The sequence below is a fragment of the Paraburkholderia acidipaludis NBRC 101816 genome (genome assembly GCF_000684975.1).
In the GTDB taxonomy this organism is placed as follows: domain Bacteria; phylum Pseudomonadota; class Gammaproteobacteria; order Burkholderiales; family Burkholderiaceae; genus Paraburkholderia; species Paraburkholderia acidipaludis.
The window spans coordinates 354,163-366,970 of record NZ_BAXZ01000003.1; the positions used below are offsets into that span (position 1 = coordinate 354,163).

Here is a 12,808-nt window from a genome sequence, read left to right on the forward strand (position 1 = left end):
CGCCCAGGTCAAGCACCGATGGCTTTCGTGGCGCAGCCATTCGATGTACCGATTGCCACGTATCAGAGGTATCCGTCATGAGAAAAATTTTAGCTGCTAAAACTGCCGCGCTGGCCGTGATGCTCGGCGTTGTGATGTCCGCCGGCGCACAGGGCATTCCGGTCATCGACGCCACGAACGTTGCGCAGGCCACCGTCAGCGCAATCCAGAACGTCGCAGCGGTCGAAAAACAGATTCAGCAGTACGAGACGCAGTTGCAGCAGTACCAGAACATGCTGCAAAACACGCTCGCGCCGGCCGCCTGGGTGTGGGACCAGGCGAACCAGACGATTAGCAAGTTGCTAGCCGCGCAGGATGTGTTGACGCAGTTCAAGAGCCAGGCAGGCAGTCTCGATCAATATCTTTCCCGCTATGAGGACGTGAGCTACTACAGGTCGTCGCCATGCTTCACATCGAGCGGCTGTACGAATGCACAGCGACAGGCGTTGATCGATGCACAGGCCAACGGCTCGTCCTCGGTCAAGGCCGCGAACGATGCAGTGCTAAAAGGCGTCGATCAGCAGCAACAGACGCTCACGGCCGATGCAGCGAATCTTCGCTCGTTGCAATCACAAGCTACCAGCGCGACGGGGCAGATGCAGGCGATCCAAGCCGCGAATCAGCTCGCCAGCGCGCAGGCTAACCAGCTCCTGCAAATCCGTGGCCTGCTCGTCGCGCAGCAGGCGGCGGAGGCTACGCGCGCGCAGGTAGCGGCAGATCGGGAAGCTCAACAGATGGCAGCAAGTTCGCAGTTTCTCGGCGGAACCAGCAAGCGCAGTTCCGATAAACAGTGGTGAGTGGAGGTGTAGCCATGCGAATGCCAGTCGCCATCATGGTCATCACCGTCGCCTTGGGGCTGCTCGCTGGGTGCGATCGACATGCGAAAGAAGACATGCGCGATGCGAGCGAAACGTCTTGCAAGGATATCCCGGCCAGCGGTTGCTTTCTCGGTGGGACCAGCAAACCAAGTTCCTCGAAACAGTGGTGAGGTAATACGATGAAAAAGCTCTCAACAACAAGTCTCTTTCTGGCAACCGTCGCGTTTGCCGGGCACGCTCATGCAGCGGTGTCCGTGACGAACGGAAGCGATGATCTTTTGAACACCATCCTGCAACGATACGCCGACGTCGCCAGTAGCTGGAGTGCGACGATGGTGAGCTATGCCTCCTGGCTTTTCTGGGGGCTTGCGCTGCTTAGCATGACGTGGACATACGGGATGATGGCCCTACGCAAGGCAGATATCGGTGAGTTCCTGGCTGAAACAATCCGGTTTTTCACCGTGTTGGGTTTCTTCTGGTGGATTCTCAGCAATGGCCCGGCAATTTCAATCTCGATAACCGATTCGATGAGACAGATCGCGGCGAAGGCATCGGGCCTAAGCAACGGCCTGGCCCCCTCAGGAATCGTCGATATAGGCTTCGATATCTTGAAACGTGTTTCGGACGGCAGTCATTGGTCTGAGCCCGTCCAGTCAGCCATCGGAATCCTGGTTGCCGGCATCAATCTCGTTGTTCTCGCATTGGTCGGCGTGAATATGCTGCTGCTCCTGGTGACGGGTTGGATGCTCGCTTACGGTGGGGTATTTTTGCTGGGCTTCGGTGGAGCGCGCTGGACATCTGACATCGCGATCCAGTTCTATAAAACCGTCCTTGGCGTCGGCGTTCAGTTATTCGCCATGATTCTGCTGGTCGGCATAGGCAAGTCATTTGTTGATCAATATTACGACTCGCTCAAGGGCGCTGAGCTTTCGCTAAACGCGTTGTTCTTGCTCCTTCTGGTGTCCATTGTCTTGCTTGCATTGGTGAATAAGGTGCCACCCATGCTCGCAAGTATTGTTGGCGGCAGCTCGACGGGAGGAATCGGCGTTTTCGGTGCTGGTGCGGCGGCCGCTGCCGCAGGTTCGGCAATAGGCGCGGCAGGATTTGCGGTTGGTGCTGCTTCTGCGGCTGGCTCCGCCGCAATGGGAGCTGCGTCAAGTGCGGCCGGCGGTGCGTCGGCACTGAAAGCAGCATTCCAGTCTGCACAGCAGAACATGGCGAGTGGTAATGGCATGTTTACGGGTGGTGGTTCCGGCAGTAGTGGTACGAGCGGCAGTTCGTCGGGCGGAAGTAGTAGTTTCGCGTCGGTGTTCGGCAACGCCGGCAAGTTCGCGGCCGACATGGGCGCAAGTTTGGCCCAAGGAGCAGGTGCTGTTGCCAAGGACAAGGCCGCCGGCATGATGGGCGCTGCGAGGGATCGTATCGCCCAGACCGCGGGTGGCAAGATCTCGTCGGTTATTCAGGAGGGTTCGACGGCTAAGCAACAGGCTGGAGCGGATGCAGCGAGTTTCACTGGCGACAGCGTTGGCGGTGCACAGAGCCGACCCCAATCAATCAACGAGGAGGTAGCCGCGTTCGTCAATCGACAGCCTTTGCAGGACACGTGAAGATGCACCGGCCGGCGGCAACCGGCCGGCACTCCACGACAACACCTGATAGAGAGGTGAAGCATGGCAACTGCACATCATACAGAAGCGCAACAGGTTATCCAGTACGCGGCGAAGCAGCTCGCGGCGCTGCATTTCATGGATCAGGACACTGCGCGCGAGCTAGCGCAGATGGCCGAGGCGATCGCAAACTTGTTCATGGTCGTGTTCTACCAGGCCGAAACAGGCCGAGCGACGCCAACGGATTTTCATGAAGCGAAGACAGCCGTTGAGCGGCTGTTGGTTCGACACTGACGCAAATATGGGTGTGAAAAGGGCGGGCACTGTCAACTGATCGCCCTTTTCAATTGTCTTGATCTGGGATCTCGCGGCCGACCGGCGGCCCGAAATCAATCTCTCCATGTCGATTGTCCGGAGTGATGCTGACGAGCAGATCGGCGAGTAAAGGTACGGGGCTAACATTTTCGGTTCTACAACTCGCCACCCACGCGTCGATTTCTGCGGCCGGAACGAGGCCGGCTAGACCCGCTGCTGTCCGACTTTCGGCTATGACCTCGTTCATTTCTTCAATCGTCACTGATTTCTTGGCGTTCATTGCAGCTCCTCAGATGGCGACTGCGAAAGTCATGGTTGCGTAGCAGGGCCAGCCAGAAGTGTGCGGTCCTGAACTCGACGTGTTCTAGATGAGTCGCCAGATTACCAATCATAGTGAGAATCGCGATGCCTATGGCGGAGGTGCGTGACACGCAACGGCAGGCCTTTCACCCTGCGAACGGAGATGCTGCCAAGTGCATATGCGCCCGACGCGCGAGTGAAATTTTGGAGCAACGGGGGGATTCACTCGGTAGGATAGGAGCGCTCGATCGAAATTGCGAGATCGAAACGTTTCAGTCAGAGGCGGACGTGTTCGCATAGTGCGCGGTTGCGATGAGCCTCGTCGGACGCTAGGAAGTCAAACCGAAAGGAAATCGCGATGAGCAACCGTAACCTTGGATGTGGCACCGTTGATGGATTGCCGCCGCTACGCGCGGAGCTGCAGACGGCTTACGACGAAATGAACGTCGCGAGAAGCTATTTTGCCTATGCCGTGTGCCGTACTCACGATGGTCAAGCCTGGGAAGTGAACATCCGCACGGGGAATATCTTTAGTGCACTGGAGCAACGTTACTGCAACCGCTCGGAGGCGCTGTCCGCAGGGGAGGCCTGGCTGATGGATGAACGTCGCCTTGAACCGGATGCGGTCGAGCTTGCGTTTCGGCAGGTTTGGAAGGACTCGCATCTGCCTACCGAAAACCCGTGAGCCTTGGGCCTTATGAGGAGATCGTCTGATGGCATGCGCGGTCTTTGACACTTGAGGGATCGGCGCCGCAGTGAATTTGCCAGGCTTCTCGGCGGCTACAGACTGGAATTTAGCGGCAAAAAAGACATGCGCTCTTGGTAGGAAGGGCGGTTTGGGCTAATCCCTCATGTGTCAACGGACAGCTCGGGTGTCCGGCATGTGGTCAAGCACCTCCGATGTACCGTGACGGGACGGCCGAACGGCTGGCCGTGAGCCGGGTGTCGCTGTCGCGCGTGTTGAACGGCCGCGCCGCGATCAGCACCAACCTCGCCGCGCGCCTCGAGCGGGCCGGCGTCGGCACGGCACGCGAATGGTCGTCCCTGTAAGCCGAGTTCGGCCTGGCAGCTGCGCTGGCCCGGAAACAGCCGCGCGTGCGCCCCCTGAACGGTAGATAGCAAGTGCACCCCGATCGACGCATAAAGCGGTCGTCGATGCGCAAATGTTTTGGATTGTGTAATCCAAAATCTGCCTAAAATGCGTGGGGTATCAATTTGGGGGCAGGGGGATGACGACCGAAGCGGAGGTAATGGCCAATATCCTTGCGTGGTCTGCCGATAGTCCGGGCTGGCAGCGCGACGCACTGCGCCGACTCGCGACACAGGCGAAATTGGAGCCGGCCGAGATCGACGAACTGGTTGCCATCTGCAAGGGAGACCGCCCGGCGGCTTCACTGGAAGCAGGACATTTACGCAATCCCAACCGCGATCAGGGTGAAGTTTATCTGCGGCAGATACACGGAGTCCGGCATGTCAACGCCTTAGCTCCTGACCAGCGGCTTACGCTTCGCCAAGGGGGATTGACCGTCATCTACGGCGACAATGGATCAGGTAAATCTGGCTACGCGCGGATTCTGAAAAAGGCATGCCGAGCACGTATGCCGAGCCGTGCCGAGGAGATCATCACCGACATCTATGATCCCGCGCCGGGAACGCCAAGCGCCACTATTGAATACGCTATCGGCGGCCAGAATCGTACTTGCATGTGGCAGCTCGGACAGGTTGCTGACACTGCGCTGTCGGCCGTCAGCGTTTTCGACTCCCGCACCGCCAACATCCACGTCGATGAAACGAATGATGTGGCGTACACACCGTTCCCGCTCAAATTGCTTGGTGCGCTGGCGCAGCTCTGTAAGTCGGTGAAGGACAAGCTGGCTACCGAAGTCACGCAGATAAAGGCGCAAACGCCTGAAGCAATCAGGACGCCGGCCTGTAGCCGAGAAACGGCGGTCGGTAGGCTCATGGCCGGCCTTGCTGCCAATACCAATCCTGTGGCTATCGAAGCGCTGGCCACGCTGACCCAAGTAGAGCAAGACCGATTGGCCCAACTCACGGCTGACCTTGCCGGCGATCCAGCTCGCGCTTCCCGTCAGCTCACCGTCTTGAAGGCCAAGGTTGAGACGCATATTGCGCGTCTTGACGGGTTGTTTGCTTCGATCAGCGACGATGCCGCGAATAACTTGCGTCGTCATGTTGCTGCCCGCGACGCGGCGCGACAAGCTGCCGAAGCTGCGTCCGGTGCTCTTTTCCGGGACGAGCCGCTGCCACAGATCGGGTCGGAGGTTTGGCAAGCGTTATGGGCCAGCGCGCGGGCATTTTCGGACGAGGAGGCTTATCCCGATCGGCGCTTCCCTGTCACTGATCTGGGCAGCGTGTGCGTGCTTTGCCAGCAAGAGTTGACCCCGGTTGCAGCTGACCGACTCAACCGTTTTGAGGCTTTTGTGCGCGATGACAGCCAGCAGCGCGCTGAGGCTGCCCGAGCCGCATACAACACGGCGTTGACGGCGTTCGAAGGCGCGGCGGTATCGCTTGCCGACCTTGCGGGCATCATCGCGACCGTCCGGGACGAACTCCGGCAGGATGCCTTGGCGGTAGAGATCAGAGACGCTGCCGTGCGCGCCCTGTGGCGCCACCGCCAGATTAGACGGCGCCATGTAAATCCCGCTGGTGCTTTCGACGTTCCTGCTGCCGCATATCAGCGTCAGGCGTTGGTCGATCAGGCTGCGGACATCGGAACGCGCGCGAATGCCCTGGCGGCCGAGGCAGGTTCTGCGGCCCGTGCCGCGTTACTCGCCGAAAAGGCTGAACTGGCCGATCGTCAATGGCTTGGAGGCATCAAAGCCGACGTTCTTGCTGAAGTTGAGCGCCTCGGGCAGATAGGAGGGCTTGAGGCGGCCCAGCGCGACACGGCGACCAATCGCATCACAACGAAGAGTACCGAAATTGCACAGGCACTGGTGACGGACGCGTTGCGCGCGCAGTTCGCGCACGAAGTGGCGAGTTTCGAGATCGCGGGCCTAGCTGTCGAGCTTCGCCAGCAAAACAGCGTTCAAGGTATTCCCCGTTTTAAGGTCGCGCTCACCCGGAAGCCTAACGCTGCTGTCGGGCAGGTATTGAGTGAAGGCGAGCATCGTTGCGTTGCGTTGGCCGCGTTCATGGCCGAACTTGCTACTACCGAAAACAAGTCTGGCATCGTGTTTGATGATCCCGTTTCCTCTCTCGACCACATGCACCGAGAGGCAGTCGCCAAGCGCCTGGTCGCCGAAGCCGCTCACCGTCAGGTGATCGTCTTTACCCACGATTTAGCTTTTCTCTTCGAGCTGAATCGAGCGGCGGACGACGCCCAGCCTAAACCGCAGATGGCGATTAGTTCTGTCAGCCGCGGCGCTGATAAGGCTGGCTTTTGCCGGAGTGAGCCGCCGTTCAAGGCGCGTCGGGTCAGCGACATCACGGCAAGCCTGACCAATCAGCTTGCGAACGAGCGATATCATTTCGAACAAGGCAACGACGATGAATGGCGGAAAACCGTCAAATCCATTGCCGGAGCGTTGCGGGATACGTGGGAAATCGCGGTTGAGGAAGTTGTCGGGCACGTTATCCGACGCCTGTCCAACGAGATCAAAACGACGGGCCTGATCAAACTGACCGCGATCACAATTGCCGACTGCGAGACTATGCGGGACGCGTTCGGGCGCTGCTCGGAGTTGCTGCATAGCGCAGCTCCGGCTTTGAACCGTCCGCTGCCACGGCCAGATGCACTGTCAGCCGAGATTGATGCTCTAGCTACTTGGGCAGACACCCTGCGGCAGCGCCAAGGCGCTGCAAGATTGCCCTGATTTCTCGTCGGTGCCGACTATGACCTTGAAACTGTTGATCGATACATCGGTGTGGCTTGATCTTACAAAGGACCCTCGCCAACTCCCTCTGCTAGACGCTTTGTCGACAATGACGGAAGCGAACGAGGTTGCGCTGATCCTGCCGCAGATCATCGTCGATGAATTTGCCCGGAACCGAGATCGAGTGATGGCGGCAAGCAAAGTCAGCCTTTCAAGCCACTTCAAGCGGGTTAGAGAGGCAATCGTGCAGTTCGCTCCTGAAGATGGGAGGGAAGCGACGCTCAAGCAGCTAAACGAGATTGACCACCGCATCGCCACTGGTGGTGAGGCGGTGAACGAGGCCGTGGGCCTGATTGAGAAGCTGTTCGCCACGGTGGAGCCAGTGCCGATCAGCGACAGTATCAAGGCACGCGCCGCTGACCGCGCTATCGCCAAGGTCGCACCTTTTCACCGGCAGATGAACGGCATCGGAGATGCCATCATCATCGAAACCTATGTTGACGCGCTGGCTGAGCGCGAGGATGACGACATGTTCGCGTTCGTTACCCACAATATTCACGATTTCAGCCAGAAGGGAGCGGACACACGCTTACCGCACCCGGACCTAGAAGCCCTCTTCGACGGGGCGCGCTCCCGATACTCGACCAACTTGGGGGCGCTGCTTAATGAATTTGCGAGCGATTTGATCGAGGAAATCAAATTTGATCGTGAATATAGCCAGGAACCACGACAGCTATCGGAACTGCTGGAGGCAGAAGATAAGCTGACTCAACAGGTCTGGTACAACAGGAAGTGGGGCATCATTGATCGCGTTGAACGCGGAGCCGAGAAATTGGTGCCCAAAGAGGAGTGGGAGAGGGCGACTCCGAAAGAGCGCCGAGGCCTCATGGTCGACACAGTTTGGGAAGGGATGCTTGCTGCGATGAAGCGGACTGAAGACGAGCTTGGCAAGGACAATCTAGGCCCTTGGACCGACTTCGAGTGGGGAATGATTAACGGCAAGCTGTCTGCAATACGCTGGGTACTCGGCGATGAGTGGGACATGCTGGATACGTAGGCGGAATGGATGCCCCGTGTGTCGCGATGTCTGTGAGTCAGGCATCCGTAGCGCGGGTGAAAGTGCTACATGAGGGCGCCCATGGCGCCGCACGATAATAAGGGGCCAGCGTGGGTACGGAAATTACGCTCGATGTCGCCGGTGTGACAGTTACCTATAGCAAGAACCACCGCGGAATTGATCATGGATCGCTTTTTCAAGAACGGGATCGAAAGGCGATCAAGAGCGACCAGTTGGACTACGATTGGTATACAGAGGAGGGCGAGGATCCCACGCCATCAGAGATGGCATTCACGCGGCCGCTCAAGGATGTCGTTCCGCGCCTCGAACTCCTGGGTTTTAATTTGGAACGCGTCCGCCGTGAATATGACGCGGTCGCGCAAGACTGGCTAGAGGAGAGGGAATCTCTCCGGCACGATGATGACGTGCCTGTTCCCGACCTAATGAGCTTTGCAGAGTTCTGCGCGTTTGTCATCGCACACCCGCTCGATGGCCTCGACGACACCTTTATCTCGAGCACAGACGATGCAAGCGAAGAGAAGATCCGAGGACGTTTCAACGGAACGCAGTTCGAGCGGATTCCCCGTTACCGCTCCTATGATGTACATGCCTATTCGGAACGCAGCTTCTTCGGCGGGTTGGTAGATATCCTGCATCCGTACTCAGTTCTGCGACTCTTTGCGGAGGCGAAGGCGAACGAGGACGCTCCCGTTGTCTGGCAGTATGGACTATTGGTGCAGAACGGGTGGGCAACAGAGCGGGAGTTCGTGCCGCACGCTCGGCGAACCGAGACGTTCCTGATCGCAACCGAGGGCAGCTCGGACGTCCACATCTTGACGCATGCGCTCGCGCTGTTGCGGCCAGGGATCGCAGATTTCTTCCGCTTCATTGACGTAAGTGAAAGCCACCCATTCTCGGGCACAGGCAACCTGGTGAAGTTCGCGGAAGGGCTGGCTAAGATAGATGTCCAGAATCAGGTCATCTTCGTATTCGACAATGACGCTGAGGGGCTCGACGCCCATCAGCGCTTGTCCGCACTCACCTTACCTGCGAACATGCGCGGAATCATGTTGCCTGAGCTTGAGGCGTTCCGCTCGTTTCCTGCAGAAGGTCCTGAGGGCCTCCACAACTCGAACATTAACCGCCGCGCCGCGGCAATCGAGTGCTATCTCGATCTGAACGTCGGCGGTCACCCGCCGGCCAAAGTACTTTGGACCAACTACAAGAAGAGCCTGGGCACATATCAAGGAGCGCTGGAGTACAAGGAATCCTATAGCAAGGAATTCTTGAAGCAGTCGGCTGAGACGTTGGCCCGAGGTACGTACGATGTGCGCAAGATCGAGTCGGTTCTCGATCTGCTCATCGCCGAATGCACTGCGATCGCTCTTGACCAATGGGATCCGGCGAACATCGAGTTGAGAGATGCCTTCTGATGGTTAAGAAAATCACTTTCTGCCAGCCGGTGCGCTGTAGATGTTCATGGTTGGTATGGTATTTTCCATGGCATTGCCTGAAATATTTCGCGTAAGTGGCGGAAAATAATGTGTTTTTTGTTCTAATTTATAATTGAGTGGGAGTGAATTTAGGTCCTTCGAAGACTATCGCCAGCTATCGAAAAACTGTCGTAACGTGTTGATTTTAAAATAAATATGTTTCGGCACCTATCGGTGGCTATCGCCGGCCAGCAAAATAAGTTGGCGGTAGAGCTGACGGTAAAAATCGAGGCCAGATTAAGACATTCTCGTTCACTATTCAGACTTTTGCCGTCTTTGACGGTAAAAGTCTTCTCGGGAAAGCTTGTTTTACGCGGCTTTCCGGGCATCAACAGGTCTCCCGATCCCTGACGGTAAAACCTGACGGTAAAGCCGTCAAATACCGGAGGAAACCTCGATGCTCACCGACGCTGCACTACGCAATCTCAAGCCTAAGTCCAAGATTTATAAGGCTTCTGACCGGGACGGGATGTACGTGACGGTATCGACCAGCGGTACCGTCACCTTCCGCTACGATTACCGTCTCAATGGTCGCCGTGAAACGCTAACCCTCGGGCGCTATGGGCCTGACGGTATTTCGCTAGCGATGGCGCGTGAACTACTCCTGGACGCGCGTAAAGCCGTTCTCAAAGGCACATCGCCCGCGCTTGAAAAGCAGCGCGAGAAACGCCGCGTGACCGACATCAAGACCTTCGGCGCGGCGATGGACACATTTTTGGCTCATACCCGATGGGCCGACAGCACCCGCGCCGCACGCAAGCACATCATTGACCGGGACATCCTGCCGGTTTTCCGCAATCGCCTGCTGACCGAAATCCAGCCTGACGACCTGCGGATTTTGTGTAGCAAGGTCAAGGAGCGTGGGGCACCGGCTACGGCGGTGCAGATTCGGGACATCGTGAAGCAGGTCTACGTCCACGCCATCGCTCACGGGGAAAAGGTGGACAACCCCGCCGACAGCGTGGGGCCATCCACGATCGCTACCTTCGTGTCGAAGGATCGCGCCTTGTCGCCGCTGGAAATCCGGCTGATGGTGCAGCAGATGGAATCGGTGGCGACCTATCCGACCATCAAGCTGGCACTGCGCCTGATCCTGCTGACACTGGTACGCAAGAGCGAATTGATCCAGGCTACCTGGGATGAGGTCGATTTCGAGAACAAGACCTGGACAATTTCGAAGCAGCGGATGAAGGGGCGTAATCCGCATGTGGTCTATCTGTCGCGCCAGGCGCTCGACATTTTCGTGACGCTGCACGCTTGCGCGGCCGGTTCACGGTTCGTCTTCCCCTCTCGTTACGATGCGCAGCGATACATGTCCAATGCGACATTGAATCGCGTCACAGGACTTGTGGCAGAGACCGCACAAGCCAAGGGGCTGCCGCTGCAATCGTTCACCGTCCATGACCTGCGCCGTACCGGCTCGACGCTGTTGAACGAAATCGGCTTCAACCGCGACTGGATCGAGAAGTGCCTGGCGCACGAAGAGGGACGCTCCTCGCGCTCGGTCTACAACAAGGCCGAGTACGCCGAGCAACGACGTCACATGCTGCAAGAGTGGGCCAATCTGGTCGATGCCTGGGCCGGTGGCCAGACTTATGTGCCGAAGCTGATGCCGGAAAACGTGGCTGTGCCGGCGTTGAGCGCATTGGCCTGAGCCGGCTAAATTGCATCGATGGAAGAAGTTGACAAAAAGTCAACTTCTTCCTATCCTTATATCTGTGAGCATGGAACGACATGCACGTCATATCCAGAAAGCCGTTCAGCGACGCAGCAAAGGCTTATCCGAACGACGCCGAAGCGATCGACCGCACCTACCGGGTGCTGCGGTCCGGCGATTTCGATACACCACAGGCGCTGCGACAGGTTTTTCCGTCGCTGGATAACTTCAAGTACAAGGACAAGTGGTGGGTGCTGGACATTGGCGGCAACAATCTTCGACTGATTGCCTTCATCGAGTTCCGCGACAACCGCATGTACGTCAAGCACATCACAACCCATGCCGAGTACGACAAGCTTTGCAAACGCTACCGGAAGGAGGGCGACTGAAATGGGATTTGCCGCCATCAAGGAACGAGCCCATGCCTTGTTCGACGAGGCGGGTTTCATTGGCCATATCGCCAATGAAGATGATTACGCCCAGGCGCTGGCGTTGATGGATGAACTGGTCGAAGACTACGAAGCCAACCGCCCACTGATCGAGATCTTGGCCCGCTCCATCGAAATCTGGGAAAACGAGTCCGACGAGTTTGCGGCGTTCAATGCGCGCGTGGCGAAGCTGGGTGGCGTCGATGTGCTCCGGTTGCTGATGGAGCAGCATGGGCTGGGCGTGGCCGACCTGCCGGAGATCGGCAGCAAGTCGCTCGTGTCGAAGATTCTCAATGGCCGAGGCCGCAACCTGACTCGCGACCACATAGCGGCATTGAGCAAGCGGTTCTCAGTCAGCCCGGCTGTTTTCTTCGACTAAATTGATTCCTGCGCCGGTGCATGAGGGTCGCGCGTCGATCTGCCACTTGGCGGACGTGTTGGGCGTGGCACGGCGTAGCTTCGCAGGTCAACGTGACGAAAGAAGGCCGGCGGTTCATGTCCAATGCGACCTTGAATCGGGTCACGCAGTTCATCGCGGAGGCGGCAAAGACCAAGGGGCTGCCGCTGCAACCGTTCACCGTCCACGACCTGCGCCGCACCGGCTCAACGCTTCTGAACGAAATCGGCTTCAACCGTGACTGGATCGAGAAGTGCCTGGCTCACGAGGATGGGCGTTCCTCGCGTTCGGTCTACAACAAGGCCGAATACGCGGAGCAACGGCGCCACATGCTGCAAGAGTGGGCTAACTTGGTCGATGCTTGGGGCAGTGGGCAGACCTACATGCCAACGCTGTTGCCGAAGAATGTAGTCGTACCGGCACTGAGCGCGGTGGCCTGATCGGATGAGAAGCCGCTGCGCGGCTTCATTCCTCACTCGAACCCGCCCGAACAGGGCGGGTTTTTCGTTGGTGGACATCCGGCTTGGAGACGCGACAGCGAGGTGCTTGCTTGCGCTGCTCGATCCATGCTTCCACTTCGGCCAAGTCCCACACGACGCAGCGCGGCGTCAGATTGAAGCGGCGCGGGAACTCGCCGCGGCGCTCCATCTCGTAGATCGTCGTTTCAGCTAGAGGGACGATCAGCCGCAGCTCTTGCCGGCGGATAGTGCGCCGGAAAGGAAGCGGGCTCTTCGGAAACTGTGGCAGCGCCTCGTAGGCTTCCGTCCCTGGCAGTGGCAGGGGGCGGCTGGCATCGAGGACAGGCGGGGGCAGGGTTTCCACGACGGGTTCCATGAGTACCTTGTGCATGGAGGTATGGTG

Annotated in this window: 13 protein-coding genes and 1 pseudogene; 12 read left to right on the plus strand and 2 right to left on the minus strand. The window is 58.1% G+C overall.

The window, feature by feature from the left end:
• The first annotated feature begins 77 nt into the window (after nt 1-77).
• From trbJ to BAC01S_RS04270, 3 genes are all read left to right on the plus strand, one after another.
• Nucleotides 78-836: a P-type conjugative transfer protein TrbJ gene (trbJ, locus tag BAC01S_RS04260; RefSeq protein WP_027793647.1), complete on the plus strand. Its 759-nt coding sequence runs from the start codon at nt 78-80 to the stop codon at nt 834-836.
• A gap of 200 nt (nt 837-1,036) precedes the next feature.
• Nucleotides 1,037-2,464, plus strand: a complete 1,428-nt coding sequence (trbL, locus tag BAC01S_RS04265; protein ID WP_027793648.1) for a P-type conjugative transfer protein TrbL — start codon at nt 1,037-1,039, stop codon at nt 2,462-2,464.
• A 63-nt stretch (nt 2,465-2,527) separates the two neighbouring features.
• Nucleotides 2,528-2,758 carry a type I toxin-antitoxin system ptaRNA1 family toxin gene (locus BAC01S_RS04270; protein WP_027793649.1) on the plus strand — a complete coding sequence of 77 codons (231 nt, stop codon included), beginning with the start codon at nt 2,528-2,530 and terminating at the stop codon, nt 2,756-2,758.
• Nucleotides 2,759-2,807: 49 nt separating this feature from the next.
• Here the strand turns inward: BAC01S_RS04270 and BAC01S_RS34375 are convergent, their stop codons facing one another.
• Entirely contained in the window at nt 2,808-3,059 is a 252-nt protein-coding gene (locus tag BAC01S_RS34375) for an AbrB/MazE/SpoVT family DNA-binding domain-containing protein (RefSeq protein WP_155624196.1), read from the minus strand.
• A gap of 378 nt (nt 3,060-3,437) precedes the next feature.
• On the opposite strand from BAC01S_RS34375, the gene BAC01S_RS04285 reads away from it, so the two are divergent.
• The 9 genes and pseudogenes from BAC01S_RS04285 to BAC01S_RS04325 form a co-directional block, all read left to right on the plus strand.
• Entirely contained in the window at nt 3,438-3,764 is a 327-nt protein-coding gene (locus BAC01S_RS04285; RefSeq protein ID WP_169740096.1) for a hypothetical protein, read from the plus strand.
• A gap of 215 nt (nt 3,765-3,979) precedes the next feature.
• A complete protein-coding gene (locus BAC01S_RS33635) occupies nt 3,980-4,129 on the plus strand; it encodes a helix-turn-helix transcriptional regulator (protein WP_196481180.1) in 150 nt (49 codons plus the stop codon).
• A gap of 179 nt (nt 4,130-4,308) precedes the next feature.
• Entirely contained in the window at nt 4,309-6,915 is a 2,607-nt protein-coding gene (locus tag BAC01S_RS04295; protein WP_027793651.1) for an AAA family ATPase, read from the plus strand.
• A gap of 19 nt (nt 6,916-6,934) precedes the next feature.
• Nucleotides 6,935-7,972: a PIN domain-containing protein gene (locus tag BAC01S_RS04300; protein ID WP_027793652.1), complete on the plus strand. Its 1,038-nt coding sequence runs from the start codon at nt 6,935-6,937 to the stop codon at nt 7,970-7,972.
• A 110-nt stretch (nt 7,973-8,082) separates the two neighbouring features.
• The gene (locus tag BAC01S_RS04305; RefSeq protein ID WP_027793653.1) at nt 8,083-9,405 is read left to right on the plus strand and encodes a HEPN/Toprim-associated domain-containing protein; all 1,323 of its coding nucleotides are present in this window, start codon (nt 8,083-8,085) and stop codon (nt 9,403-9,405) included.
• A gap of 457 nt (nt 9,406-9,862) precedes the next feature.
• Entirely contained in the window at nt 9,863-11,119 is a 1,257-nt protein-coding gene (locus BAC01S_RS04310; protein WP_027793654.1) for a tyrosine-type recombinase/integrase, read from the plus strand.
• Between the two features lie 80 nt (nt 11,120-11,199).
• Nucleotides 11,200-11,511, plus strand: a complete 312-nt coding sequence (locus BAC01S_RS04315; RefSeq protein WP_013698487.1) for a type II toxin-antitoxin system HigB family toxin — start codon at nt 11,200-11,202, stop codon at nt 11,509-11,511.
• Nucleotide 11,512: 1 nt separating this feature from the next.
• Complete coding sequence (locus BAC01S_RS04320; protein WP_027793655.1) at nt 11,513-11,929, plus strand: helix-turn-helix domain-containing protein; 417 nt, start codon at nt 11,513-11,515, stop codon at nt 11,927-11,929.
• Nucleotides 11,930-12,030: 101 nt separating this feature from the next.
• Nucleotides 12,031-12,387, plus strand: a pseudogene (locus tag BAC01S_RS04325) (tyrosine-type recombinase/integrase); the annotation flags it as partial.
• Nucleotides 12,388-12,412: 25 nt separating this feature from the next.
• Here the strand turns inward: BAC01S_RS04325 and BAC01S_RS04330 are convergent.
• Nucleotides 12,413-12,781, minus strand: a complete 369-nt coding sequence (locus BAC01S_RS04330; RefSeq protein WP_027793657.1) for a helix-turn-helix transcriptional regulator — start codon at nt 12,779-12,781, stop codon at nt 12,413-12,415.
• Between the last annotated feature and the right edge of the window lie 27 nt (nt 12,782-12,808).

Coding starts and splice junctions, on each gene's coding strand:
- trbJ (WP_027793647.1), top strand. CDS start 78: ATGAGAAAAATTTTAGCTGCTAAAACTGCCGCGCTGGCCGTGATGCTC.
- trbL (WP_027793648.1), top strand. CDS start 1,037: ATGAAAAAGCTCTCAACAACAAGTCTCTTTCTGGCAACCGTCGCGTTT.
- BAC01S_RS04270 (WP_027793649.1), top strand. CDS start 2,528: ATGGCAACTGCACATCATACAGAAGCGCAACAGGTTATCCAGTACGCG.
- BAC01S_RS34375 (WP_155624196.1), bottom strand. CDS start 3,059: ATGAACGCCAAGAAATCAGTGACGATTGAAGAAATGAACGAGGTCATA.
- BAC01S_RS04285 (WP_169740096.1), top strand. CDS start 3,438: ATGAGCAACCGTAACCTTGGATGTGGCACCGTTGATGGATTGCCGCCG.
- BAC01S_RS33635 (WP_196481180.1), top strand. CDS start 3,980: ATGTACCGTGACGGGACGGCCGAACGGCTGGCCGTGAGCCGGGTGTCG.
- BAC01S_RS04295 (WP_027793651.1), top strand. CDS start 4,309: ATGACGACCGAAGCGGAGGTAATGGCCAATATCCTTGCGTGGTCTGCC.
- BAC01S_RS04300 (WP_027793652.1), top strand. CDS start 6,935: ATGACCTTGAAACTGTTGATCGATACATCGGTGTGGCTTGATCTTACA.
- BAC01S_RS04310 (WP_027793654.1), top strand. CDS start 9,863: ATGCTCACCGACGCTGCACTACGCAATCTCAAGCCTAAGTCCAAGATT.
- BAC01S_RS04315 (WP_013698487.1), top strand. CDS start 11,200: ATGCACGTCATATCCAGAAAGCCGTTCAGCGACGCAGCAAAGGCTTAT.
- BAC01S_RS04320 (WP_027793655.1), top strand. CDS start 11,513: ATGGGATTTGCCGCCATCAAGGAACGAGCCCATGCCTTGTTCGACGAG.
- BAC01S_RS04330 (WP_027793657.1), bottom strand. CDS start 12,781: ATGGAACCCGTCGTGGAAACCCTGCCCCCGCCTGTCCTCGATGCCAGC.